This window comes from Gemella sp. GL1, from assembly GCF_013415365.1.
Taxonomy (GTDB): Bacteria; Bacillota; Bacilli; order Staphylococcales; family Gemellaceae; genus Gemelliphila.
On the sequence record NZ_JACBYB010000012.1, the window covers coordinates 31,407 to 56,942 of the forward strand.

Sequence of the window (25,536 nt, forward strand, 5' to 3'; positions counted from 1 at the left end):
ATGTTAGTCATATTTGCTTTAGTATTTATATTTGTAATAATTGACCAAGTAAGTAAATATTTTGTTGTTAAGGATATGGTAATTGGCCAACAGATAGAAGTTGTAAATAATTTCTTTTATTTAACATCTCACAGGAACAGAGGAGCTGCTTGGGGGATATTACAAGATAGCAGATTGTTTTTTATAGTAGTGACGACTATAATTATATTAGCGTTATTTTTGTATATATTAAAAAATAAATCCGACTTAAGATTGGGTGAAAAAATTTTATTTTCATTAATTTTAGGCGGATCTATTGGAAATTTTATAGATAGAATAAGAAATGGAGAAGTTGTAGATTTCTTTGATTTTAAAATATGGTCTTATAATTTTCCAATTTTTAATTTTGCAGATATTTTTATATGCATTGGAGTAGGAATTTTATTAATTAAAACTTATAGAGAAGAATAAGGGACGAGTTAGTTCCTTATTTTTTTATGAAATTGTGTTATAATCATTTTAATAAAAATTTTAGGAGTAGGAAAAGTGTACGCATATATTGATGGAATAGTAAAAGAAATTAATCCTACTAATTTAGTAGTAGAGAACAATGGAATAGGTTATGAAATAGTAGTTCCTAACCCTTATACATACGGGTTAGATGAAAATATAAGAATTTATATTAATCAACAAGTAAGAGAAGATTCTAATACATTGTATGGATTTAATAGTAAAGAACAAAAAAAAGTATTCTTATTATTACTAAAAGTAAAAGGAGTCGGCCCTAAGTCTGCCTTAGCAATTTTAGCAGGAGCCAATAGTTCGGATATTATAAAAGCAATTGAATCTTCGGATGTAAATTATATGACTAAATTCCCTGGGGTTGGTAAAAAATCGGCACAGCAAATTATTTTAGATTTACAAGGGAAAGTAGATTTTATTGCAGAAGAAAGGAAGCCTGTAAAATCAAATGCTCATTTAGTAGATGCTTTACTGGCTTTAGAAGCTTTAGGATATGGTAAAAAAGATTTAATGAAAATAGAGAAAAAATTAGCATCCTTTGATTATGATAAGACAGATTCTTATGTCAAGGAGGGGCTAAAATTAATGATGGGAGCATAGTATGGAAGATAGATTGTTATCAAATCAACAAGCATTTGAAGAGAGATCACAAGAACAGTCACTTAGACCTAAACTTTTAAAAGATTATATAGGTCAGAGCCAAATTAAAAAAAATTTGAAGATTTTTATTGAGGCTGCCAAAATACGTGACGAAGTTCTTGATCACTGTTTGATATATGGACCACCTGGTTTAGGTAAAACAACGTTAGCAACAATTATTGCTAATGAACTGCAAGTTAATATTAAATATACATCAGGACCAGCTATAGAAAAATCTGGAGATTTGGCAGCTATTTTGACAACTCTTGATCCAGGGGATGTCTTATTTATTGATGAAATACATAGGATGAGTAGATCCATTGAAGAAATACTTTATTCAGCAATGGAAGATTTTTGTTTAGATATTGTAATTGGTAAGGGAGAAGAATCTAGAAGTATAAGAATTGATTTACCTCCTTTTACTTTAATAGGGGCGACTACGAGAGTAGGTGCTTTAACAGCACCACTAAGAGATAGGTTTGGAGTTCATTGTAGGTTAGAATTTTATAATACAGAAGAATTGCAGGCAATTTTGAAAAGAAGTTCAGATATCTATGACTGCAAAATTGATGAAGAATCTACTTATCAAATTGCTAAGAGATCTAGGGGAACTCCCCGTATTGCTAATAGGTTGTTGAAAAGAGTAAGAGATTTTGCTCAAGTAAAAAATAATGGTGTAATAGATAAAAATATTTCTGAAACCTCTCTAGACTTGTTGAATGTAGATGTTTTAGGTCTGGATAATATCGACTATAAAATACTGGAATGTCTTGTAAAAAGATATGATGGAAGGGCAGTTGGTTTAGAAACCATTGCAATTACAATAGGGGAAGAAGCTATAACTATAGAGGATGTTTATGAGCCATATCTAGTTAAAGAAGGTTTTATAGAAAGAACTGCTAGAGGAAGAAAGGCTACTCCTAAAGCATATCTACATTTAAATGAATATTATAATAAATCGTAAATTATAGTTTTATGAAAAAATCGCAGCAGCTTTTCAATATTTTTACATAAAACATAAATAACTAAAGAATTGAAAGCGGTTTGTAAAAATAATTACATGTCGTTTTTCACTTGAAAACAGTTTCTATTTATGCTATTATTATTGTATAAATTATAGATGAAGAGGAGACATATACTTATGTTAAAAAGAGATTATACAATTGTAGATGAAACAGGAATTCATGCTAGACCAGCTACGCTTTTAGTACAAGCTGCTTCTAAATTTGAATCAAATGTTGAATTAGAATATAATGGACGCAAAGTAAATTTAAAATCAATAATGGGTGTTATGAGTTTAGGTGTTGGTAAAGGTGCTCAAATTTCAATTTATGCTGAGGGAGCTGATGAAGAAGAAGCAATCAATGCAATTGAAGAAACACTTAAGAAAGAAGGATTAGTATAAGATGACACAATTAAAAGGTATTGCCGCATCTCAAGGTATATCTTTTGCTAAAGCATACATCTTTGTTGAACCAGATTTAACAGTGGTGGAGAAAAAAATCTCTGATACTGAAGCAGAGGTAGCTCGTTTTGATGCTGCAGTAGAAGTTTCTAAAAAAGAATTAGGAATCATTAAAGATAAGGCACTAGCTAACCTTGGAGCTGATAAAGCAGCTATTTTTGAAGCACATTTATTAATTTTAGATGATCCAGAATTTATGGGAACAGTGAGAACTGACATAGAAGCAAAAGAGATTAATGCAGAGTATGCATTGAAAGAAACTTCTAGCATGTTTGTCCAAATGTTTGAATCGATGGATAATGAATACATGAAAGAGCGTGCTGCAGATATCCGTGACGTTTCTAAACGTGTTATTGCACACTTGCTAAATGTTGATTTACCAAATCCAAGTTTAATTGACGAAGAAGTTATTGTAATTGCAGAGGACTTGACTCCTTCTGATACCGCTCAATTAAATAAAAACTTTGTTAAAGGATTTGCCACTAATATTGGTGGTAGAACATCTCACTCTGCAATTATGGCTCGTTCATTAGAAATTCCTGCAGTAGTAGGAACTAGTGATATTACTGAAAAAGTTAAGAATGGTGATATTTTAATTATTGACGGGCTTGATGGAGTTATAGAAATTAATCCGACGGAAGAAATAATCAATTCTTACAAAGAAAAAGCTGCTAAATTTGAAGAACAGAAAGCTGAATGGGCAAAATTATTAACGGAAAAAACTGTAAGTAAGGACGGACATGAAGTTATTTTAGCTGCTAATATCGGGACACCTGCTGATTTAGAAGGAGTTAAAAATAATGGAGGAGAAGCTGTAGGTTTATATCGTACAGAATTCTTATATATGGGACGTGATTCTCTTCCTACAGAAGAAGAGCAATTTGAAGCTTACAAGGCAGTACTAGAAGGAATGGGTGATAAGCCCGTTGTAGTACGTACTCTTGATATTGGTGGAGATAAAGAATTACCATATTTAGATTTACCGAAAGAAATGAATCCTTTCTTAGGATTTAGAGCAATTAGATTATGTTTAGATGAAAAAGATCTTTTTAGAACACAATTAAGAGCTTTATTAAGAGCCTCTGTATTTGGTAAATTATGTGTAATGTTCCCTATGATCGCTACTGTACAAGAATTTCGTCAAGCTAAAGCTTTATTCTTAGAAGAAAAAGCTAAGTTAGTTGCGGAAGGTGTTGCAGTTAGTGAAGAGATTGAATTAGGAATCATGGTAGAGATTCCATCGACTGCAGTAATTGCTGATTTATTCGCGAAAGAAGTAGATTTCTTCTCGATTGGAACAAATGATTTAATTCAATACACAATGGCTGCTGATCGTATGAGTGAAAAAGTTTCTTACTTATATCAACCATATAATCCAGCAATTTTACGATTAATTAATAATGTAATTAAGGCATCTCACAAAGAAGGAAAATGGACTGGTATGTGTGGAGAAATGGGTGGAGATCCATTAGCAATTCCTTTATTATTAGGAATGGGATTAGACGAATTCTCTATGTCAGCTACTTCAATTCTTCAAGCAAGAAGTCAAATTAAAAATTTAGAAGTTCCTATGATGCAAGAACTTGTTGAGAAAGCATTAGAATCTTCAACAACAGAAGAAGTATTAGCTTTATTAGAAGAATACATAAAATAGGAAAATTCCAGTGATTAATCACTGGAATTTTTCTATGAAATAATACTTGTAAAAGTAGGGGAAATAAATATTTTAGAAAATATGTATGTTTATTTTTAATAAATAAAATGATATAATTTATTAATAGAAACTTGATAAGAAGGTGAGTTATTTGAAGAAAGTATTAGAAATACGAAATTTGAATGTTGAATATGATGATAAACAGATATTAAAAAATTTGTCTTTTTCGGTAAATAAGGGGGAATTTGTCGCCATTTTAGGACTTAGTGGTGCGGGAAAATCAACATTATTAAGATCCTTAAATAGATTAACCCCATCCTCTGGTGAAATTTATATAAATGGAAAAGATATAAATATATTAAAAGATAGAAAGTTGAAATTATTTAGAAGGAAGATTGCTTTTATATTTCAAGATTATAATGTAATAGACAATATGTACACCATTGAAAATGTACTATCACCATTTTTAGCTTATAAAAATATTTTTCAATCTTTATTTTCCATATATAGTAGAGAGGAATATGAGATGGCTCTAAAGTACATTGATAAAGTAGCTTTAAAAGAGTATGCTTATACAAAAGTTAAATATTTATCCGGTGGTCAAAAACAAAGAGTAGCCATAGCTAAAGCTATTTGTCAAAAACCAGATTTACTTTTAGCAGACGAACCAATATCAAGTTTAGATGAGGTAAATTCAAAGGCTATAATGGATCTATTTAAAACTTTAAATAAAAAGAAAAAATTAACTATTTTAATGAACTTGCATGATGTGACTATTGCTAAAAAATATAGTGATAAAATTATGGCCTTAAAAGATGGTAGACTTTTATTTTTTAAAAATACTAATGAGGTAAGTGATGATGAGATTAAAAACTTATATCATTAAAAAATATTGTGAAATAGTTCTTAGGTATCTCATTATAATATTAATTAGTATTTATTTTTTATCATATTTTTTAAGAGAAAATCTTTTAGAATCTTTTGCTAGGATTGGTAATCTATTTTATAGAATGTATCCTTTGGATATATCAATCTTACCCCAAGTATTACAATCATTAATAGAAACTATAAGTATAGCTTTTTTTTCTAGTATTTTTGCTTTAGTAACAAGTTTAGTTATTTTACCATTTACTAATAATTTTATATTCAATATAAGTACTTTTCCTAAAGTAGTAAATATATTATTATCTGTTTTCAGAACACTACCATCTTTGATTATAGCATCAATTTTGGTTGCACTATTTGGTGTTGGTAAGTTTAGTGGATTTTTAGCCCTATACTTTATATCGACTTTAATGGCTACAAAAATATTAAAAGAATATTCAGAAGAAGTTGCTCAAAGACATCTGGATTCAGCTAAGTGTTTAGGACTTACAACTTTTAATTTGTATTACCTTGCTATTGTGAGAAATATAAAAGATAAAATTTTTTCAGTATTTTTTCTTACCTTAGAATCTAATATAAGGGGAGCTAGTATTTTAGGCCTTGTAGGAGCTGGAGGGATTGGCCAACTTTTATGGAAGGAATTAAACCATTTAAGATATGATAGGGTAGCCTTAATTATTTTATTATTAGTAGTAACTATAGGGATTATCGATTTGAGTAGTTATTATTTTAGACATAAAAAAGACAGAATAGTAACTACTTTTAAAATTTATCGAAGGAATACATCACTTAAGAAAATGTTTTACATAATTTTGTTGCTTGGCTCTTTATTGTATGTTATTGATACATTGAATCTAAGTGAAGAAAGATTAAATAAGGGTTTGCTTAATATTAAAATTATGTTTAAATCTATGTTGATCCCAGATTTTACATATTTTAATAAGGCGATACTTGCACTTGGAGATAGTATATTGGTTGCGATAGCTGCATCACTATTTGCTTCTTTAACTACAATAATTATTGCATATTTTTCAGTATCAAAAATTTCTAATATAAATTTCTCAATATTAAGTAAGTTGTTAGTTAATATTTTTAGAACTGTACCTCCAGTAATCGTTGCTATAATATTTTTTAGAGGTTTTGGACCAGGATTTATTGCTTCATTTTTCGCCTTGTATTTTTATACTTTAGGTGTTACAAACAAGATGTTCATGGAAATTTTGGAAGCGATGGAAGAAAATTTATTATTTTCAGTAAAAAGTATGGGAATTTCATCATTTATAGCATATATTAAAATAATATTTACAGCTTATATACCAGAATTTGTTTCAATAGTTTTATTTAGATTCGAGATGAATATAAAAAACTCTGCAATACTTGGGATGGTAGGTGTAGGAGGTATAGGACAACTTATAGTAAATAATATTGAATTCAGAAATTGGTCAAGGATATCTTTGTTGTTATTGATATTAACATTATCTATAGTAATAATTGAAAGAATTTCGTATTATATAAGAATGAAAATAAAGGAGTAGTAACTAAGTATGAGGTTAAAAGTAGGGAAAATTATAAATACACACGCTTTAAAAGGGGAACTAAAAATAATGTCCACAAGTGACTTTATTGATGAAAGATTAAAAGTTGGTTCGGTACTTTTAATAAGTAGAGGAAATCAGGTAATAAAAGAAGTTATTGTAGAAAATGCTAGGGAGCATAAAGGCTTTTTTCTTGTTAAATTTGAAGGGATTGATAATATAGAAGAAGCAGAAAAATTTAAAAATCTACAATTAAAAGTTGATGAAGAAAATTTATCCGATTTAGAAGATGGAGAATTTTATTTCTATGAAATTATTGGTTGTAAAGTTATTGATGAAAACAAAAATATTGTTGGGGAAATAGTAGATATTCTTCAAACTGGTGCAAATGACGTTTGGGTAATTAAAACTGATAAAAATAAAGAAATTTTAATTCCATATATTGAAGAAGTTGTAAAAAATATAGATATTGATAATAAAATTATTAATATTGAATTAATGGAAGGTCTAATTTAATGAAAATAGATATATTAACATTATTTCCTGAGATGTTTACAAGTTTAAATCATTCAATTTTAGGAAAAGCTAAAGACAAAAAATTAGTAGATATTAGTCCAATTGATTTTAGACAATTTTCAGAAAATAAACATAAGCAAGTAGATGATTATCCATTCGGTGGTGGACAAGGAATGGTTTTAAAACCAGAACCAATATTTAATGCAGTTGAAAGTATTGATAAGGGAAAAAATCCAAGGATTATTTTGCTTTGTCCGCAAGGAGAAAAATTTAGCCAAAAAAAAGCTGAAGAGCTAGCTAAAGAAGAACACCTTATCTTTATTTGTGGACATTATGAAGGATATGATGAAAGGATAAGAGAACATTTGGTAACAGATGAATTATCAATAGGTGATTTTATTCTAACTGGTGGAGAATTAGCAGCTATGGCAATTATTGATAGTGTTGCTAGATTAATACCGAATGTAATTGCTAAAGAAGAGTCGCACCAGGATGATTCTTTTTCTACAGGTCTTTTAGAGCATCCTCAATACACTCGTCCTAAAGATTTTAGAGGCATGATAGTTCCAGATGTTTTAACGTCAGGGAATCATAAAAATATTGAAAGATATAGAAAGAAAGAAAGATTAAGACGGACATATCTAAGAAGACCGGATTTGTTTGCTAATTACAATTTCTCTAATGATGAATTATTATTATTAGATGAAATAAAAAAGGAAGAAAGTGAAAAAATTTAATATATTTATTAATAAAAACGAGTTATTATGTAGCTTGTTCTTATTTTTTTATAAATATTTAAGTAAAACTATAAAATATGTGGATTTAAATAAATTATTTAGTGACTTTTTTTTAGAAATGTGGTAATATAAGAGTAATTGCAAATATTAGGAGGATTAATAGCTCATGACAAGTTCATTTGAAGAACTATTAAATAGTACAGAAATGTTAAAAAAAGGAGATAAAGTTACAGGAATTGTTTCAAGAATTGAAAACGAGCAAGCTTATGTAGATGTAGCAGGAGCTCAATATGACTGTGTTATCTTAAAAAATCAGGTATCTAGAAAATTTGTAGATGATTTATCAAAATTTTTAAAAGTAGGACAAGAAATAGAAGCGATCGTTACCGGAGTCCGAGCTGATAGAGAAAAAAAATCAGAAGACGTACCTGGTGTAATCTACTTATCACGTAAAGCAATCGAAACTCAAGAATATAAAAAATTAATGGAAGTATCGTGGGATGAAGTAGTAGCACTATTCGAAAAAGGTGAATACATTAATGCTACAATTACAGGAACTACGAAAGGTGGTTTATTGGCAGATGTTAAAGGTATCAGAGCATTCGTTCCTGCATCATTTGTTGATACAAAATTTGTAAACAACTTTTCTAAATATGTAAATAATGAATATACATTCAAAATTGAAGAATTAGATAAAGATGCAGATAAATTAATTTTAAATAGAAAAGCTGTCTTAGAATTAGAAGAAGCTAAGAAAATAGCTGAAGCATTTGCTACAATCAATGAAGGAGATGTATTAGAAGGTACAGTTTCTAGATTAGCTAAATTTGGAGCATTTGTAAATGTAGGTCAAATTGATGGGCTAGTTCATCTATCTGAGGTATCTCACGATAGATTTGCTAAACTTGAGGATGCAGTAGAAGTTGGGGAAGTTGTAAAAGTTAAGGTATTATCTGCAGATGCAGAAAATGGAAAACTTGCTTTATCGATAAAAGCCTTATTACCAACTAAGTGGGAATTAGCTAAAGCTAATATCAAAACTGGTGATACTTTAGAAGGAAAAGTAAGAAATACTACTGATTTTGGGGCATTCGTAGAAGTTCAGAATGGGATTGAAGGTTTAGTTCATATCTCTCAAATTTCACACGACCGTGTAGAAAAAGTTGAAGATGTATTGAAAAAAGGGGATAATGTTCAGGTTAAAGTATTGGAAGTTGACTTTGATGCTAAGAGATTATCATTATCAATAAAAGAACTTACTGAAAAACCAGTTGTAGAAGAAGTTAAAGAAGAAGCTGAATTTGACAAATCTTACTTAAAAGGAGAAGATACAGAATTTTCTTTAGCAGATAAATTTAAAGATTTACAATAATGTTAACTAATAGGATATTGCGATATTCGTAATAACTGAATAAGTAATAGCAATAGATTATTACATGTCTATTGCTATTATTTTTATGTATAAAAATTAAGAAAGTAGGTAGATGTATGGGGAAACCAACAGTAGCTATAATTGGTAGGCCAAATGTCGGAAAGTCAACTATATTTAATAAAATTATTGGTGATAGATTATCAATAGTTGAAGATATTGCTGGTGTTACTAGAGATAGAATTTACTCAAAAGCAGAATGGCTAAATTATTCATTTTTCATGATAGATACAGGTGGAATTGAGATAGAAGATACACCATTTCAACAGCAAATCAGAACCCAAGCTGAACTCGCCATTGATGAAGCAGATGTTATCATCTTTTTAACCAATGGTCGTGATGGAGTTACTGCTGATGATGAAGAGGTTGCTAAGTTATTATATAAAACAGATAAACCTGTTATTTTGGCAGTAAATAAAATTGATAATTTTGATATGAACCATATGATTTATGATTTTTATTCACTAGGTTTTGGAGATCCATATCCAATTTCAGGATCACATGGCTTAGGAATTGGAGATTTATTAGATGAAGTTTGTAAAAACTTCAAGATAAATGATGAAGAAGGGGAAGATGATAAAATTAGATTCGCTCTCATTGGACGACCTAACGTGGGGAAATCTTCTCTTATCAACACAATTTTAGGAAAAGAAAGAGTTATCGCATCAGAAATTGCTGGAACAACGCGTGATGCGATTGATAGTGATTTTCGCTATGGTGAAGATGACTATGTGGTAATTGATACAGCAGGAATTAGAAAACGTGGTAAAGTATATGAATCTTGTGAAAAATATTCAGTACTACGTTCTCTAAAAGCAATAGAAAGATCGGATGTTGTTTTAGTTGTTATTAATGCTGAAGAAGGGATTATTGAGCAAGATAAGAAAGTTGCAGGATATGCTCATGAATCAGGTAAGGGTGTAATAATTGTTGTAAATAAATGGGATGCTATTGAAAAAGACGATAAGACGATGAAAGAATTTGAAGAAAAAATTCGTGATTCATTTGTTTACCTAGACTATGCTAAAACAATTTTCGTTTCAGCTAAGACTAAGCAAAGAGTATTTAATATTTTCCCATTAATTAAAGAATCATATGAAAATAGGCATAGAAGAATTCAATCTTCAACTCTTAATGAGGTTATTGTGGATGCAGTCTCTATGAACCCAACTCCACAAGATAAAGGAAAAAGGCTTAATATTTTCTATGCATCTCAAGTTGCAATTAATCCACCTACATTTGTGTTTTTTGTAAATTATCCAGAGCTAATGCATTTTTCTTATGAGCGCTTCCTTGAAAATAGAATTAGAGATTCTTTCTACTTTGATGGAACACCAATTAAATTATTAGCGAGAAAAAGAAACTAATAAATAAACAGTAGCTAGGCTACTGTTTATTTTTGTTAATGAATAATATATTAAATTTTGCTATAATATTTATAAGTATAATTTTAGAGGTGGCATATGAAAATATCAGTAATAGGATCTGGATCATGGGGAACGGCTTTATCGCAAGTAATAGTGGATAATGGATATGAATGTTTATTATATTCAAGAGATAAAAAAATAAAAAATGAAATAAATTTAGAACATACCAATAGGAAATATTTAAAAGACATAGTTTTACCGGAAAAATTAGTCGCTACATCTTCCTTAGAAGAAGCCGTACAATACGGAGATCTATTAGTAGTAGCTGTACCCACTAAAGCTATGAGAGAGGTATGTAAAGATATTAATAAGTATCTAGATAAAAGTAAGTATATTATACATGTATCTAAAGGTTTAGAAATTGATACAAATTTAAGAATGTCAGAAGTAATTAAAGAAGTAATAGATAAAAAAAATCTAAAAGCTGTAGGAATTTTATCAGGACCATCTCATGCAGAAGAGTTAGTATTAAGACATCCAACAGTGGTAGCTATAGCTTCGGAAGATACTGAATTGAATCAATTGGCACAAAAAATATTTCAAAATAAGTATTTTAGGATTTATGTTAACCAAGATATAATTGGAGTGGAAATAGGTGGAGCTCTAAAAAATGTTATCGCTTTAGGGTGTGGAATTATTGATGGCTTAGGATTAGGAGATAATGCCAAGGCAGCTTTAATTACTAGGGGATTAATTGAAATAACAAGAATGGGTAAAAAATTAGGTGCTAAGGAATTAACATTTCTAGGACTAGGGGGAATAGGTGACTTAGTAGTTACCTGTACATCTATTCACTCGAGAAATTATAAATGTGGTCTATTGATAGGAAAAGGTCATACTTTAGACGAGTCCACAGAAAAACTTAATATGGTTGTTGAAGGAGTTAGGACTGCCAAGGTATGTCATCAATTAGCTAAAGAGAATAATGTATATATGCCAATAACGGAAAATATTTATAAAGTTTTATATGAAAAAATGTCTTTAGAGGACTGTGTTAGTAATCTAATGTCAGGTATTGCTACAGAAGAATTAAATAGATTTGAATAAGATTTAAAAAGCTTAAAAAATAATTAAAAACTTATTGTAAATACTTGCAAAATAAATATGTATATGATAATATGTATGAAGTAAAGTAGCAGAGCTACTATTAATCTTAACGGAGGGATATTATTAATGAATAAATCAGAATTAATCTCAGTAGTTGCTGAAAAATCAGGATTACAAAAAAAACAAGCTACTGCAGCAATTGAAGCATTTGTAGCTACTGTAGAAGAAACTTTAGCTAAAGGTGAAAAAATCCAAATGATTGGATTCGGTAACTTCGAGGTTAGAGAAAGAGCTGCGCGTACAGGTCGTAATCCACAAACTGGAAAAGAAATCAAAATTGCAGCAAGCAAAATCCCAGCATTCAAAGCTGGTAAAGCTCTTAAAGACGCAGTTAAATAAGATAAATTATTTAAAGTTATCGGTAATGTTGTACCGGTAACTTTTTGTTATAAGGAGACTTAAATGAAAAATATAGAAGAATCAAAAAAGTTAATAAAAGAACTTTTAGAAAACTTAGGAGAGGATACTAGCAGAGCAGGATTAATAGATACACCTAAAAGATGTGTGAAAATGTATGAAGAGTTACTTTCTAAAACTGGAGTAGATCCTAAAGAAGAAATTAATACTTTTTTTGAATCAGATAATGATGAAGCTATTTTAGTTAAGGATATTGAATTTTATTCATTGTGTGAGCACCATATGTTACCATTTTATGGAAAATGCCATATAGCTTACTTACCAAATAATAGAAAAATTACAGGACTTTCTAAATTAGCTAGACTTGTAGAAAGTGCTAGTAGAAGGCTTCAAATTCAAGAAGATATGACACTCATGATTGCCAAGGCTATGGAAGAACAATTACAACCTAAGGGGGTATATGTTATCATTGAAGCGGAACATATGTGTATGGCTATGAGAGGAATCAAAAAACAAGGATCGAAAACTGTAACCTCAAAGAAAACAGGTATTTTTAGGGAAGATTTTAATTTAATAAGAGATATAGAGTATAAAATAAAATTATAGGTGATATAGTATGGATGCTAATTATATAATAATAAGAGCTGAAGAGAAGCAGGTTAAGATAATAACAAAGAAAAAAAGTAATGAAGAAAATTTAGAGATATTAGATAAAGGTCAAGTGCTTATTTTAAATTTACATGATAATATAATTAATTTTAAAATTATTGGGAAAGCAAGGATAGTTTCTAAACTAGATCCGGTAATATCAGAATAGTATTTGTTATTTATTTCTCATTTTTGACATTTTTTGATATTTATTTTAATATATAGTATATAATATTTAAGGAGAAAAAGAATGATTAAACCAGTATTTGATAATGTAATAATAAAAAAAATTGAAGAAGAAAAATCAACAACTAGCGGTATTGTATTAAATACAAAAGAAGATACAGCCAATGTTGGAAAAATTTATGCAATCGGAGAAGCAAGTGTACTATCTGTAGAAAATGGTGGAGAATTAAAAGAAGGAGTACAAGTAATTTTCTCTGATAAGTATACGAAGATTAATTATAAAGGAGAAGATTACTATATTGTACATGAAGAGGAATTATTAGCTATTTTAGGCTAGTTTGATAGGGAGTAAAAAAATGGTAAAAGATATTAAATTTTCTGAAGATGCACGACAAAGTATGAAAAGAGGTATAGATAAGTTAGCTAATGCTGTTAAGGTTACTTTAGGCCCTAAAGGTCGTAATGTAGTATTAGATAAAAAATTTGGATCTCCTTTAATTACAAATGATGGGGTATCAATCGCTAAAGAGATTGAATTAGAAGATCCTTATGAAAATATGGGAGCTAAGTTAGTTACAGAAGTAGCTAATAAAACTAATGAAATAGCAGGAGATGGTACAACAACTGCGACAATTTTAGCACAGGCTATGATAGATGAAGGAATGAAAAACGTAACGTCTGGAGCTAATCCAATTAGTCTTAGAAAGGGTATGGAATTAGCAGTAAAAGTAGCTGTTACTAAGTTACAAGAAATTAGTGTTACAGTTGATTCTAAAGATAAGATTGCACAGGTAGGAGCAATTTCTGCAGCTGATGAAGAAATAGGAAATTATATAGCTGATGCTATGGAAAAAGTAGGAAATGATGGAATAATAACGATTGAAGAATCACAAGGGTTGGAAACTACTTTAGAAATAGTAGAAGGTATGAAGTTCGATAGAGGATATACTTCACCGTATATGGTTACAGATACAGAAAAAATGATGGCCAATCTAGAAAACCCATATATTATGGTAACTGACAAAAAGATTAGTAATATATCAGAAATGCTACCTGTCTTGGAGGCTGTTGTACAAACATCAAAACCATTACTATTGATTGCTGATGACTTCGAATCAGAAGCAAGTCAGCAAATTGTTGTTAATAAGTTAAGAGGAGTATTTAATGTAGTTGCAGTAAAAGCACCAGGATTTGGTGAAAGAAAGAAGGCTATATTAGAAGATATAGCGATTGTTACAGGAGCTAAATTAATTACTAGTGATTTAGGATTAGAACTTAAAGATACAACTTTAGATATGTTAGGAAGTTCAACTAAAGTAACTATTACTAAAGATAATACTGTCATTGTCGATGGTAAGGGGGATAAGGAAAAAATCCAAAGTAGAATAAAGCAAATTAAAGCATTACATGCTGAGTCTACGTCTGAATTTGATAAAGAGAAATATCAAGAACGGCTTGCTAAATTATCAGGAGGTGTAGCTGTGATTAAAGTAGGTGCTGCAACTGAAGTAGAATTAAAGGAAAGAAAACTAAGAATAGAAGATGCACTTAATTCTACTAAGGCAGCAGTAGAAGAAGGAATTGTTGCTGGAGGAGGAACAGCACTTGTTCAAGTTATTTCTGAAGTGGAGAAACTAGATGAAGAGGGCGATGTTCAAACGGGTATTAATATTATTAAAAAATCACTGGAAGCTCCAGTGAGACAAATTGCAGAAAATGCGGGTATTGAAGGAAGTGTGATAGTATCTAAACTTAAGTCGGCAGAAGTTGGTATTGGATACAATGCTGTTAAAAATGAGTGGATAGATATGATTAAGGCAGGGATAGTAGATCCAGCTAAGGTTACACGTTCAGCACTTCAAAATGCAGCGTCTGTAGCTAGTCTATTTTTAACAACAGAGGCAGTAGTTGCAGATATTACACCAGAAGATACAACTCCTCAGATGCCTATGATGTAATAATTTAGAACTATATCCTTAGGCTATATTTCCTTTATGATAATTTATTTTTTCTTGAGAAAAGAGAGAAAATAACATCTATTTAAGCAAATGAACTTATAAAAAAATCAGAGTTTAATTACTCTGATTTTTTTATCTCTTAGCTATTGTGACAAAGGTAAATTTATCAGGTCTATAGCAAATAGTTCCATATTGGAAAAGTTTTCCTGATGACAGGTAACTAAAGCTAGTGACGACAACGACCATGTTATATTCTCCTAAGTCCATATTTTCTTTTTCTTCTTCTGTGGCATATCTAAAGGAAATTTCTCTTCTAGAGTGGGTAATCTTAAGTTTTAATTCAGTTTCTAAATATTTGTAGATAGATTCTTCAACTATTTCTTTATTTAGATACGGAACAATTCTTCTATCAAAATATGAGGTTTCATATTCCATTTTTTCCCCGTCTATTTCTCTACTTCTGCAGATTTTATAAAAATCTACAGTAGCATCTACTTTAAAAATATTCATTAATTCTAGTTGGCCTTGAATAGTATCGAAAGAAATTTGTTTAGTTTTTATGTTATAGAAATTATTTTTGTTTAATTCACTAGATGTTTTTATCTCAGTTAGATAATTATTTTTAATTCTTCCGTGTTCAAGAACTATGGAATTTTTGCCTTGATTTTTTTGAATATATCCATCCAATTCTAATTTAGATAAGGCACGTCTTATTGTATCTTTAGAAAATCCAAATTTTTTCATCAATTCATTTTCTGTAGGTAATTCTTGATTACTTTTAAGAACGCCAGTATCAATTTTATTTTTAATATTTATATACACTTGTTTATACTTACTCATATAGTAGCTCCTTTGCTATTATAGAATTGTAACATAAATTTTATATTATTTTCAAGGGCGATAATTCAAAAATGATCTTTTATGCAAATAAATTTAAAGTTTTACGTAAAAGTTATTGACTAGAATATATTTTTTTGTTAAAATAGACTTATAGTTATTAAGAAAGGGGTTACTAAATGCAAGGGAGAAATAGTGGAGTATTAATGCATATAACTTCATTACCAAGTGAATTTGGAATAGGAACATTTGGAAAAGATGCTTATAAGTTTGTAGATTTTTTGAAAAAAACAGATCAAACCTATTGGCAAATACTGCCATTAACTACAACTAGTTATGGGGATTCACCTTATCAATCATTTTCAGCTATTGCTGGAAATACTAATTTAATAGATTTTGAGTTATTAAATGAATGTTCATTATTAGATGAGTCAGATTATTTAGATGTGAAATTTGAGGAAAATGAAGAATATATCGATTATGAATTATTATTTCATACAAGACGACCAATTTTAGAAAAAGCTGTAAAGAATTTTAAAGTAAGTGGAAAATTTGAGAAAGAATATGAGGAATTTAAAAAAGATAATGTATCTTGGTTAGATAATTATTCTCAATTTATGGCTTATAAAGAACATTTTGATAATAAAGCCTTACAAGAATGGGATGATATTTCATTAATTAAGAGGGATATTTCAACTCTACAAAAATATGAAAGTAAATTAGCCGAAGAAATTGAATATCATAGAGTAACACAATTTTTCTTCTTTAAACAATGGAATGATTTGAAAAGATATGCTAATAAAAATGGAATACAGATAATAGGAGATATGCCAATTTATGTATCTGCAGATAGTGTAGAAGTTTGGACAATGCCACATTTATTTAAATTAGATGAAAATAAATCACCACTATATGTAGCGGGAGTTCCTGCTGATGAATTTTCTGATGAAGGTCAGTATTGGGGAAATCCAATTTATGATTGGTTTAAACATAGAGAAGGTAATTATGACTGGTGGGTATATAGAATAAAAGAAAGTTTTAAAATGTATGATGTTTTGAGGATAGATCATTTTAAAGGTTTTTCAGATTTTTGGCAAGTTGATGCTAAAGAAGATACAGCCAAAAATGGTACTTGGCAGGAAGGGCCTGGATATGAATTATTTTGGGTTATTAAGGAAAGGTTAGGAGACTTGCCAATAATTGCTGAAAACTTAGGATATATAGATGATAAAGCTAATAAATTATTAGCAGATACAGCTTTTCCAGGTATGAAAATTTTAGAATTTGGTTTTTTAGATGAATCAGGAACAAGTTTAGATTTACCACATAATTATACAGCCAATTCAGTTGCTTACACAGGAACCCACGATAATGATGTCGTGAATAGTTGGTACGATTCTTTAACAGAAAATCAAAAAAAATTTGCTGATAAGTATATGAAGAGAGAAAAAGAAGAGCCTATTACAAGAGCTATGTTAAGAACTTTATATGCATCGGTTTCTAATACTACGATTGCCTGCATGCAGGATTTACTCGATTTAGGTTCAAGTAGTAGAATGAATACTCCTAATACAGTTGGAGAGAACTGGAAATGGAGAATGAAGTGGGAAGATTTAACGGAAGAAAGAGAGAGTTATTTCAAAGAATTAACTAATTTATATCAAAGAGGTAAATAAAATGAATTTTACAAAATTTGTGGAAACAAAATTAAATAAAAAATTATCGTCTTTAAGTAATGAAGAAATATATTTAGAGTTACTAAATTATGTTAAGGAATTAGGAGCAAATAAAACAAAAAATACTGCTAAAAGAAAGGTTTACTACATTTCAGCAGAATTTTTAATCGGTAAATTATTATCTAATAATTTAATTAATTTAGGGATCTATAAAGATGTAAAAAAAGAATTAGAAGCAGCAGGGAAATCAATTAGTAAGATTGAAGATATAGAACCAGAACCATCATTAGGAAATGGTGGTCTAGGAAGATTAGCAGCATGCTTTGTAGATTCTATGTCATCTTTAGGAATAAATGGGGAAGGTGTTGGATTAAACTATCACTGCGGTTTATTTAAACAAGTTTTCAGAAATAACGAACAAGAAGCGGAACCTAATTTTTGGATTGAAAATAATTCTTGGTTAATTCCAACGGATATAAGTTATGAAGTTCCTTTCAAAGATTTCGTTTTGAAGTCTAAGTTAGATAGACTGGATGTTTTAGGATATGAAAAAGATACTAAAAATTATTTGAATTTATTCGATATTGAAGCTGTAGATTACAAGTTGATTAAAGAAGGTATTTCTTTTGATAAAAAAGATATAAAGTCAAACTTAACTCTATTCTTATATCCAGATGATTCAGATAAAAATGGAGAATTGCTACGTATTTATCAACAATACTTTATGGTATCTAATGCAGCTCAATTAATTTTAGATGAAGCAATTGAACGTGGTTCAAATATTAAAGATTTGGCCGAGTATGCATATGTTCAAATAAATGATACGCACCCATCTTTAGTTATCCCAGAATTGATAAGATTATTAATTGAAAAACATAATTTAGAATTTACTGAAGCAGTAGAAATAGTAATGGGGATGACGGGATATACGAATCACACAATTTTAGCAGAAGCTCTAGAGAAATGGCCATTATCATTCTTAGAGGAAGTAGTGCCACACTTAGTAGGAATAATTAAAAAATTAGATGAATTGGTTGGAAAGTACTTTGATAATTCAGCTTTACAAATAATTGATGAAAGTGGTCGTGTTCACATGGCTCATATGGATATTCATTTTGCTAATTCAGTAAATGGGGTTGCAGCACTACACACAGATATTCTTAAAAAGTCTGAACTTAAAGATTTTTATGAAATATATCCAAACAAATTTAATAATAAAACGAATGGTATAACATTCAGAAGATGGTTGGAATTTGCCAACCAAGATTTAGCAGACTACATTAAAGAATTAATTGGTAAAGAATATTTAACAGATGCTACTCAATTAGAAAAATTATTAGAATTTGTTGATAATAAAGAAGTTGGTAAAAAATTAGAAGAAATTAAATTTAAAAATAAAGTAGCTCTTAAGAAATATCTGAAAGATAATAAGGGAATAGAACTTGATGAAAATTCTATAATTGACACTCAAATTAAAAGATTCCATGAGTATAAAAGACAACAAATGAATGCATTATATGTAATTCATAAATATTTAGAGATTAAAGCTGGTAAATTACCTAAGAGAAAAATTACAGTAATCTTCGGTGGAAAGGCAGCTCCAGCTTATACAATAGCACAAGATGTTATTCATTTAATACTATGTTTATCAGAATTAATTAATAATGATCCAGAAGTAAGTAAGCATTTAAATGTATTTTTAGTTGAAAATTACAATGTGACGGTAGCTGAGAAACTTATTCCAGCAACAGATATTTCAGAGCAAATTTCTCTTGCCTCAAAAGAAGCATCAGGTACAGGTAATATGAAATTTATGTTAAATGGTGCATTGACATTAGGAACTATGGATGGTGCTAATGTAGAGATAGCAGAGTTAGCAGGTCTTGAAAATATTTATACTTTTGGTAAAGATTCAGATTATATCATTGATTTATATGAAAGACACGCTTATAAATCATCTGAATACTATAATAATGATGAATTGATAAAAAGAGCAGTAGATTTTATTTTGAGTGATGAAGTTAAAAAAGTAGGAAATGAAGAGAGATTAACTAGACTTCATAATGAATTAGTAAATAAAGATTGGTTTATGACTCTTATTGATTTAAAAGAATATATTGAAATAAAAGAAAAAGTATTTGAAGATTATGAAGATAGGGATTCGTGGAATAAAAAAGTTATAAGAAATATAGCTAAGGCAGGTTTCTTCTCATCAGATAGAACTATAGAGCAATATAATAAGGATATTTGGAAAAGTAAATAGTTATTATAGAGAGGAGCAATTCATGAAATTACTAACTGTAAATGTTCATTCTTGGCAAGAAGATAATCAAGAAAAAAAGATTGAAATTTTGGCTAAAGAAATTGCAGAGAAAGATTATGATCTGGTTGCTCTCCAAGAGGTATCTCAATTAAAGTTTAAAGAAGAGAATGTTAATGAAATTAATGATGACAATTATCTGGTTATTCTTTTTGAAAAATTAAAAGACTTAGGCTGTAATAAATATAATTATTATTGGTCAAATTCCCATACAGGATACGATATATATGATGAGGGAATAGCTATATTAACAAAACTTCCAGTTTTAGAAATTGACGAATTTTACTGTAGTAGATCTACTACAGTAAATTCGATTAATTCTAGAAAAATACTACGTCTTTGTTTAGAGTGGAAAGATAAAATTATAGAGGCATATTCTTGCCATATTAATTTACCGACAGCGACAGATGAAAATCAATTAGAAAATATTCAAACTATTTTAGATAGAAGTAAAACAAAGAATCTAAAAATATTTTTAGGAGATTTTAATACTGATGCTATATCTAGAAAAGCAGATTATAAAGCTATATTAGACTTAGGCTTAATTGACACCTATAATCTAGCAAAAAGCAAAGATTCAGGGATAACTGTAGAGAAATCTATAGATGGTTGGAGTAATCATTCTGAAGAAAAAAGATTGGACTATATTTTCTTAAGTAAAGAAAAAGAGGTCTTATCAAGTAGTGTTATTTTTAATGGTAAAAATAAAGACATAATTTCAGATCATTTTGGTCTTGAAGTAGAATTAAAAATTTAAAAATTAAATATTAACAAGGAGGCAACTATAATGAAGAAATTTTTAAATTTCGAATTTTGGCAAAAATTCGGTAAAGCACTGATGGTTGTTATTGCAGTTATGCCAGCTGCAGGATTAATGGTTAGTATTGGTAATTCTTTACCATTAATCAATGAAAATTCTGAAATATTAGCAAGATTTGCTAATGTAATTGCTCAAATAGGTTGGGGAATTATTGGTAACTTACATTTACTATTTGCATTGGCGATAGGTGGTTCGTGGGCTAAGGAAAGAGCTGGAGGAGCTTTTGCTGCGGGACTTGCATTCATTTTAATTAATTTAATTACTGGTAACTTCTTTGGTGTGACAACTAAGATGCTAGCTGATAAGGAAGCAACAGTACAAACTATTTTCGGACAAACAATACCAGTTGACGGGTATTTTGTTAACATCTTAGGGCAACCTGCACTTAATATGGGGGTATTTGTAGGGATTATTGCTGGTTTCTTAGGGGCTAATACGTTTAATAAGTATTATAATTACAGAAAATTACCAGATGCACTATCATTCTTTAATGGTAAACGATTTGTACCATTTGTGGTTATCTTAAATTCATTAATCGTAGCACTAGTTTTATCAGTATTTTGGCCGTTAGTTCAATCGGGAATTAATGGGTTTGGTAAATGGATTGCTAGTTCTCAAGAAACAGCACCATTTATTTCACCATTTATCTTTGGTACATTAGAGCGTTTATTATTACCATTTGGATTACATCATATGTTAACAATTCCTATAAACTATACAGCTTTAGGTGGAACTTATGTTGTGGCTACAGGAGCTAAAAAAGGAATTGAAGTATTTGGACAAGATCCATTATGGTTAGCTTGGGTTACGGATTTAATTAACTTAAAAGGAAGTGGAGATTTAAGTGCTTATAATTCAATTTTAACTGATTATACACCAGCACGTTTCAAAGTTGGACAAATGATTGGGTCAAGTGGAATTTTAATGGGATTAACTTATGCCATGTACAGAAATGTTGATGAAGATAAAAAGAAAAAATATAAAGGTATGTTTATATCAGCTGCCCTAGCAGTATTTTTAACAGGGGTTACTGAGCCGATTGAATTTATGTTTATGTTTGCAGCTATGCCTTTATACGCTGTATATGCTGTAGTACAAGGATTAGCATTTGCTATGGCAGACCTTGTTAATTTACGTGTTCACTCATTTGGTAATATTGAATTTTTAACTCGTACACCGATGGCTGCTAAAGCAGGTTTAGTAGGAGATATTATCAACTATGTATGGGTAACGGTATTATTTGCAGTAGTAATGTACTTTATCGCAGACTTTATGATTAAAAAATTCAATCTTGCAACAGCAGGAAGAAATGGAAACTATGATGCAGATTTAGTAGAAGAAGCGACTGCAGACCCATCTGATGTAGCAGACGCTAACTCACAAGTTGTAAAAATTGTAAATTTACTTGGAGGAAAAGAAAATATTGAAGATGTTGATGCATGTATGACACGTTTACGTGTATCTGTAAAAGATGTATCTCAAGTAGGGTCTGGTGATGAGTGGAAAAAAGCAGGGGCTATGGGACTTATAGTTAAAGATTCTGGAGTTCAAGCAATATATGGACCCAAAGCAGATATTTTAAAATCTGATATTCAAGATTTATTAGATTCAGGATTAGTTATTCCAAAATCAACATTTGCAGCAGCAGTAAATGCGGAAGTGGATAATAAATTTAAAGGACTAGTTGAAGAAGTAACTACAGTAGCAGATGGAGAAGTTATAGCTTTAGAAAAAGTAAAAGATCCTGTATTTTCACAAAAAATGATGGGGGATGGATTTGCAGTTGAATTGACAAATGGAAATATTTATTCACCGGTTTCAGGAGTAGTAACGAGTGTCTTCCCAACAAAACATGCTATAGGTTTATTAACAGATAGTGGATTAGAAGTACTAATTCATGTCGGATTAGATACAGTTGCTCTAAATGGTGCTCCATTCTCAGTAAAAGTAGCAGATGGAGACAAGGTTAAGGCAGGAGATCTATTATTAGTTGCAGATTTAGATGCTATTAAATCTGCAGGTAAAGAAGTAACAACAATTGTAGTATTTACAAATACAACAGAAATAAAATCTGTAAGTCTTGAAAAAACAGGACAATATACAAAAAATTCTAAAGTTGCAAAAGTAGAATTATAGTAAATCAAAATTCTCATTCTAAGAAATTAGGGTGGGAATTTTAATTTTATTTGAGTACTAGACATACATAAGTTATAATTAATTTATAAAATAAATAGGAGATAAAATGAGAGTAGTAGTATTTTGTAGATATGATGGATCTGGATATTTTGGATTTCAAATACAACCAGATAAAATAACTGTTCAAGAAGTATTGGAAAAAGCTTTGAAGAAAATACATAAAGGTCAGGATATAAGAATATATATGAGTGGGAGAACTGACAGTGGGGTTCATGGATATATGCAACCTATTCATTTTGACACGCCCTATAAAATTTCAGAAGAAGCTTGGTTAAAATCCTTAAATTCTAATTTACCAAAAGATGTAAGAATTTTGGCTGCTAAAATTGTAGATGATAATTTCCATGTGAGATATGATGCAGTTTCTAAAACATATGAATATAGATTGTATTTAGGAAAATATCTAGACCCATTTTTGGTGAATTATGTAGGACATTGTAAGTACAATTTTGACTATAAAAAAGCAGAAGAGTCTTTAAAATATTTTTTAGGAAGACACGATTTTACATCTTTCTGTTCATCAGGATCGAGTGTGGAAGATAAGGTTAGGACCATTACGGATTTTAATATAAAAAGAGAAGGAGATATAGTAGTATTTAATATTAGTGGAGACGGATTTCTTTATAATATGGTTAGAATTATCATAGGAACTATTGTAGAAGTAGCAAATGGTAAATATTCTCCTCAATATATCAATGAAATAATTTTGAAAAAAGATAGAGCTTTTGCTGGGAAAACAGCTGATGCAAGTGGATTATATTTAAAAAAAGTATATTATAAGAATGAAGAAGTAAATCAAGTAATAAATTCTTTAAAGTAAGCTAAAAATACTTTTTTTTTACTAAAAAAAGTGGTATAATGCTGTTAATAATTTATTTTGCACATTATTAAACATAATATGAAGGAGGATAAATATGATTTATTTTTATTCCTTTCTAGGTATAGCGATAGTAGCTGTAGTTGTCTACTTATTTATGCTTAGAAATAGAAAAAAACAAGATCTCCTACCTCTACTAGAGATAAAGGATAATCTTGAAAGAGAAACTTTGTCAGAGGAATTAAAAGAAGTTAAGAATTTAAATCTGGCTGGTAAGGCATTGAATAGATATGAAGACTGGGAAAGTGCATGGTATGAAATTCAAAGTATTGATCTTGATGAATTAGATAAAGATTTAGAATTAGCTGAATCATATATTGATAAATTCAATTTCAAAAATGCAGAAGAAGTTATATTTAACTGTGATTCTAATATAAACAATATTAATGAAAAGATATTAACTATTAGGAAAGAAATTAAAGAATTGAAAGAGATTGATCCTAAAAATAAGGAGAAATATGAAGAAATAGTTAAAGAATATAAAGAATTAAACAGAGAATTATTAGCTAAAAGACATCAATATGGAGGAGCGGCTGAAACTTTTGAAAAAGATATTAAGGGATTAGCACCTGAATTAGATGACTTTAAAGCTTTGACTGCAAGCGGTAAATATATTGAAGCGCAAGAGACTATTCGCGATATTAATTTAAAAATTCAAAACCTTAAAGAAAGAATGGTAATATTACCAGATATAATTAAGGAAATTGAAAAAACAACTCCAGCACAAATTCAATCTTTAAGATTAAAAGTAGAAGAAATGGAAAAAAAAGGATTTAAATTAAGTCACTTGGAAATATCAACTAAGGTAGAAAATTGTGTTTGGCAATTAAATGACGCTAGAGAAAAAGTAAAAACGGGAGATATTGATCTAATAGAATCTATTTTAGATGGAATCTATGATGTAATAGAAGAAGTTTCTAACGGTCTAAAGAAAGAGATTGACTATAAAAAATATGTAGAACAAAATTATTCTGAAGTAAGTAATAGAATAAAAAATCAAGATAAATTGAATCAGGCTTTATACGATAATATTCAAGAGATTAAAAATAGATATCAAATTTATTCAGAAGATGAGGAAATGGTTTCTAAAAATTACGATTTATTAGGAAATATCCTTGATGTAAAACATGATATTGATGTTTATATCAGTAATCAACCAAGACTTAACTATAAAGATTTAAAAGAGAAAATTGAAAAATTATCACAAGATATTGAAAAAATTGAAGAAGAACAAGCAGCATATTCTAGATATTTGACAAGTTTAAGAGAAGAGGAGGTTACTGCAAGAAATAAAATCAATTTCATTAATCAAGAAAAAGAAGTTGTTAGAAGAAAACTTTCAAATTCTCGAGTTCCAGGTTTTAGTGATAGATTTATAGTCTTATATAAAGAAGTTGCAGATTCATACAAATATGCTTTAGAAGAATTGAAAAAAGAGCCTATGAATATTGATCTTGTAAAAGAGGCGGTAACAGAGGCTGAAGAGTCCTTAAGTATTTATAAAAATGAAGTTGAAAATATCTTGACTGATATTGACTTAATTGAAAAATTAATAAGATACAGTAATAGATATAGAAGAGATAATGCCGATTTGCATAAACAGCTATCAATAGCCGAGCAATATTATAAAGAATATAGATATAATAAAACATTAGATATTATTAGAACTTCTCTAGAAAAGGTTGAGGCTGGAGCTTATGATAGAATAAAAAAAGAAGTAAAAGGTAAGTGAGATTAGATTTAAATAAAAGGAGATAATAAAAGAA

At 29.4% G+C, this 25,536-nt stretch carries 24 protein-coding genes and 1 pseudogene; 24 read left to right on the forward strand and 1 reads right to left on the reverse strand.

The window, feature by feature from the left end:
- The 17 genes from lspA to groL all read left to right on the forward strand — a co-directional run bounded on the left by lspA (window position 1) and on the right by groL (window position 15,044).
- Window positions 1–450: a signal peptidase II gene (lspA, locus tag HZY82_RS03055; protein WP_135156144.1), complete on the forward strand. Its 450-nt coding sequence runs from the start codon at window positions 1–3 to the stop codon at window positions 448–450.
- A 75-nt stretch (window positions 451–525) separates the two neighbouring features.
- Complete coding sequence (ruvA, locus tag HZY82_RS03060; protein ID WP_135156145.1) at window positions 526–1,101, forward strand: Holliday junction branch migration protein RuvA; 576 nt, start codon at window positions 526–528, stop codon at window positions 1,099–1,101.
- A gap of 1 nt (window position 1,102) precedes the next feature.
- Complete coding sequence (ruvB, locus tag HZY82_RS03065; RefSeq protein WP_135156146.1) at window positions 1,103–2,104, forward strand: Holliday junction branch migration DNA helicase RuvB; 1,002 nt, start codon at window positions 1,103–1,105, stop codon at window positions 2,102–2,104.
- A 177-nt stretch (window positions 2,105–2,281) separates the two neighbouring features.
- The gene (locus HZY82_RS03070; protein WP_135156147.1) at window positions 2,282–2,545 is read left to right on the forward strand and encodes a phosphocarrier protein HPr; all 264 of its coding nucleotides are present in this window, start codon (window positions 2,282–2,284) and stop codon (window positions 2,543–2,545) included.
- A gap of 1 nt (window position 2,546) precedes the next feature.
- Entirely contained in the window at window positions 2,547–4,259 is a 1,713-nt protein-coding gene (gene ptsP, locus HZY82_RS03075; RefSeq protein WP_135156148.1) for a phosphoenolpyruvate--protein phosphotransferase, read from the forward strand.
- Window positions 4,260–4,410: 151 nt separating this feature from the next.
- Entirely contained in the window at window positions 4,411–5,145 is a 735-nt protein-coding gene (gene phnC, locus HZY82_RS03080) for a phosphonate ABC transporter ATP-binding protein (RefSeq protein WP_135156149.1), read from the forward strand.
- Window positions 5,117–6,679 carry a PhnE/PtxC family ABC transporter permease gene (locus HZY82_RS03085; protein ID WP_228098227.1) on the forward strand — a complete coding sequence of 521 codons (1,563 nt, stop codon included), beginning with the start codon at window positions 5,117–5,119 and terminating at the stop codon, window positions 6,677–6,679. The genes phnC and HZY82_RS03085 overlap by 29 nt, the downstream gene beginning before the upstream one ends.
- Window positions 6,680–6,688: 9 nt before the next feature.
- Window positions 6,689–7,195 carry a ribosome maturation factor RimM gene (gene rimM, locus HZY82_RS03090; protein ID WP_135156150.1) on the forward strand — a complete coding sequence of 169 codons (507 nt, stop codon included), beginning with the start codon at window positions 6,689–6,691 and terminating at the stop codon, window positions 7,193–7,195.
- The gene (trmD, locus tag HZY82_RS03095) at window positions 7,195–7,932 is read left to right on the forward strand and encodes a tRNA (guanosine(37)-N1)-methyltransferase TrmD (RefSeq protein ID WP_135156151.1); all 738 of its coding nucleotides are present in this window, start codon (window positions 7,195–7,197) and stop codon (window positions 7,930–7,932) included. The genes rimM and trmD overlap by 1 nt, the downstream gene beginning before the upstream one ends.
- Window positions 7,933–8,098: 166 nt before the next feature.
- Window positions 8,099–9,304 (forward strand): 30S ribosomal protein S1, encoded by a 1,206-nt coding sequence (rpsA, locus tag HZY82_RS03100; protein WP_135156152.1) that lies wholly within the window; start codon window positions 8,099–8,101, stop codon window positions 9,302–9,304.
- Between the two features lie 116 nt (window positions 9,305–9,420).
- A complete protein-coding gene (gene der, locus HZY82_RS03105) occupies window positions 9,421–10,728 on the forward strand; it encodes a ribosome biogenesis GTPase Der (RefSeq protein ID WP_179938615.1) in 1,308 nt (435 codons plus the stop codon).
- Window positions 10,729–10,824: 96 nt separating this feature from the next.
- Window positions 10,825–11,835: an NAD(P)H-dependent glycerol-3-phosphate dehydrogenase gene (locus tag HZY82_RS03110; RefSeq protein ID WP_179938617.1), complete on the forward strand. Its 1,011-nt coding sequence runs from the start codon at window positions 10,825–10,827 to the stop codon at window positions 11,833–11,835.
- Between the two features lie 126 nt (window positions 11,836–11,961).
- The gene (locus tag HZY82_RS03115; RefSeq protein WP_135156155.1) at window positions 11,962–12,234 is read left to right on the forward strand and encodes an HU family DNA-binding protein; all 273 of its coding nucleotides are present in this window, start codon (window positions 11,962–11,964) and stop codon (window positions 12,232–12,234) included.
- A gap of 63 nt (window positions 12,235–12,297) precedes the next feature.
- Window positions 12,298–12,858: a GTP cyclohydrolase I FolE gene (gene folE / locus HZY82_RS03120; protein WP_135156156.1), complete on the forward strand. Its 561-nt coding sequence runs from the start codon at window positions 12,298–12,300 to the stop codon at window positions 12,856–12,858.
- Window positions 12,859–12,868: 10 nt separating this feature from the next.
- The gene (gene mtrB / locus HZY82_RS03125; RefSeq protein ID WP_135156157.1) at window positions 12,869–13,069 is read left to right on the forward strand and encodes a trp RNA-binding attenuation protein MtrB; all 201 of its coding nucleotides are present in this window, start codon (window positions 12,869–12,871) and stop codon (window positions 13,067–13,069) included.
- Window positions 13,070–13,150: 81 nt separating this feature from the next.
- Complete coding sequence (locus tag HZY82_RS03130) at window positions 13,151–13,423, forward strand: co-chaperone GroES (RefSeq protein ID WP_179938619.1); 273 nt, start codon at window positions 13,151–13,153, stop codon at window positions 13,421–13,423.
- Window positions 13,424–13,442: 19 nt separating this feature from the next.
- Complete coding sequence (groL, locus tag HZY82_RS03135) at window positions 13,443–15,044, forward strand: chaperonin GroEL (protein WP_135156159.1); 1,602 nt, start codon at window positions 13,443–13,445, stop codon at window positions 15,042–15,044.
- Window positions 15,045–15,176: 132 nt separating this feature from the next.
- On the opposite strand, the gene HZY82_RS03140 is transcribed toward groL, so the two are convergent.
- Window positions 15,177–15,884 carry a GntR family transcriptional regulator gene (locus tag HZY82_RS03140; RefSeq protein WP_179938621.1) on the reverse strand — a complete coding sequence of 236 codons (708 nt, stop codon included), beginning with the start codon at window positions 15,882–15,884 and terminating at the stop codon, window positions 15,177–15,179.
- 176 nt (window positions 15,885–16,060) lie between these two features.
- On the opposite strand from HZY82_RS03140, the gene malQ reads away from it, so the two are divergent.
- The 7 genes and pseudogenes from malQ to HZY82_RS03170 all read left to right on the forward strand — a co-directional run bounded on the left by malQ (window position 16,061) and on the right by HZY82_RS03170 (window position 25,502).
- Window positions 16,061–17,557 (forward strand): 4-alpha-glucanotransferase, encoded by a 1,497-nt coding sequence (gene malQ, locus HZY82_RS03145; RefSeq protein WP_179938623.1) that lies wholly within the window; start codon window positions 16,061–16,063, stop codon window positions 17,555–17,557.
- Between the two features lies 1 nt (window position 17,558).
- Complete coding sequence (gene glgP / locus HZY82_RS03150) at window positions 17,559–19,820, forward strand: glycogen/starch/alpha-glucan family phosphorylase (protein WP_135156162.1); 2,262 nt, start codon at window positions 17,559–17,561, stop codon at window positions 19,818–19,820.
- A 22-nt stretch (window positions 19,821–19,842) separates the two neighbouring features.
- Window positions 19,843–20,634 carry an endonuclease/exonuclease/phosphatase family protein gene (locus tag HZY82_RS03155; protein ID WP_135156163.1) on the forward strand — a complete coding sequence of 264 codons (792 nt, stop codon included), beginning with the start codon at window positions 19,843–19,845 and terminating at the stop codon, window positions 20,632–20,634.
- A gap of 30 nt (window positions 20,635–20,664) precedes the next feature.
- Window positions 20,665–22,302 (forward strand): annotated as a pseudogene (locus HZY82_RS03160) (PTS transporter subunit IIBC); the annotation flags it as partial.
- A 54-nt stretch (window positions 22,303–22,356) separates the two neighbouring features.
- A complete protein-coding gene (locus HZY82_RS06615) occupies window positions 22,357–22,833 on the forward strand; it encodes a PTS sugar transporter subunit IIA (protein ID WP_245174671.1) in 477 nt (158 codons plus the stop codon).
- Between the two features lie 106 nt (window positions 22,834–22,939).
- The gene (gene truA / locus HZY82_RS03165; RefSeq protein ID WP_135156165.1) at window positions 22,940–23,713 is read left to right on the forward strand and encodes a tRNA pseudouridine(38-40) synthase TruA; all 774 of its coding nucleotides are present in this window, start codon (window positions 22,940–22,942) and stop codon (window positions 23,711–23,713) included.
- Window positions 23,714–23,807: 94 nt separating this feature from the next.
- Window positions 23,808–25,502: a septation ring formation regulator EzrA gene (locus HZY82_RS03170; protein WP_135156166.1), complete on the forward strand. Its 1,695-nt coding sequence runs from the start codon at window positions 23,808–23,810 to the stop codon at window positions 25,500–25,502.
- Window positions 25,503–25,536: the final 34 nt, after the last annotated feature.

Bases quoted from the DNA above. Each gene is read 5' to 3' on its own strand.
- lspA (WP_135156144.1), top strand. From the start codon at position 1: ATGTTAGTCATATTTGCTTTAGTATTTATATTTGTAATAATTGACCAA.
- ruvB (WP_135156146.1), top strand. From the start codon at position 1,103: ATGGAAGATAGATTGTTATCAAATCAACAAGCATTTGAAGAGAGATCA.
- HZY82_RS03070 (WP_135156147.1), top strand. From the start codon at position 2,282: ATGTTAAAAAGAGATTATACAATTGTAGATGAAACAGGAATTCATGCT.
- ptsP (WP_135156148.1), top strand. From the start codon at position 2,547: ATGACACAATTAAAAGGTATTGCCGCATCTCAAGGTATATCTTTTGCT.
- HZY82_RS03085 (WP_228098227.1), top strand. From the start codon at position 5,117: ATGATGAGATTAAAAACTTATATCATTAAAAAATATTGTGAAATAGTT.
- rimM (WP_135156150.1), top strand. From the start codon at position 6,689: ATGAGGTTAAAAGTAGGGAAAATTATAAATACACACGCTTTAAAAGGG.
- trmD (WP_135156151.1), top strand. From the start codon at position 7,195: ATGAAAATAGATATATTAACATTATTTCCTGAGATGTTTACAAGTTTA.
- rpsA (WP_135156152.1), top strand. From the start codon at position 8,099: ATGACAAGTTCATTTGAAGAACTATTAAATAGTACAGAAATGTTAAAA.
- der (WP_179938615.1), top strand. From the start codon at position 9,421: ATGGGGAAACCAACAGTAGCTATAATTGGTAGGCCAAATGTCGGAAAG.
- HZY82_RS03110 (WP_179938617.1), top strand. From the start codon at position 10,825: ATGAAAATATCAGTAATAGGATCTGGATCATGGGGAACGGCTTTATCG.
- HZY82_RS03115 (WP_135156155.1), top strand. From the start codon at position 11,962: ATGAATAAATCAGAATTAATCTCAGTAGTTGCTGAAAAATCAGGATTA.
- folE (WP_135156156.1), top strand. From the start codon at position 12,298: ATGAAAAATATAGAAGAATCAAAAAAGTTAATAAAAGAACTTTTAGAA.
- mtrB (WP_135156157.1), top strand. From the start codon at position 12,869: ATGGATGCTAATTATATAATAATAAGAGCTGAAGAGAAGCAGGTTAAG.
- HZY82_RS03130 (WP_179938619.1), top strand. From the start codon at position 13,151: ATGATTAAACCAGTATTTGATAATGTAATAATAAAAAAAATTGAAGAA.
- groL (WP_135156159.1), top strand. From the start codon at position 13,443: ATGGTAAAAGATATTAAATTTTCTGAAGATGCACGACAAAGTATGAAA.
- HZY82_RS03140 (WP_179938621.1), bottom strand. From the start codon at position 15,884: ATGAGTAAGTATAAACAAGTGTATATAAATATTAAAAATAAAATTGAT.
- malQ (WP_179938623.1), top strand. From the start codon at position 16,061: ATGCAAGGGAGAAATAGTGGAGTATTAATGCATATAACTTCATTACCA.
- glgP (WP_135156162.1), top strand. From the start codon at position 17,559: ATGAATTTTACAAAATTTGTGGAAACAAAATTAAATAAAAAATTATCG.
- HZY82_RS03155 (WP_135156163.1), top strand. From the start codon at position 19,843: ATGAAATTACTAACTGTAAATGTTCATTCTTGGCAAGAAGATAATCAA.
- truA (WP_135156165.1), top strand. From the start codon at position 22,940: ATGAGAGTAGTAGTATTTTGTAGATATGATGGATCTGGATATTTTGGA.
- HZY82_RS03170 (WP_135156166.1), top strand. From the start codon at position 23,808: ATGATTTATTTTTATTCCTTTCTAGGTATAGCGATAGTAGCTGTAGTT.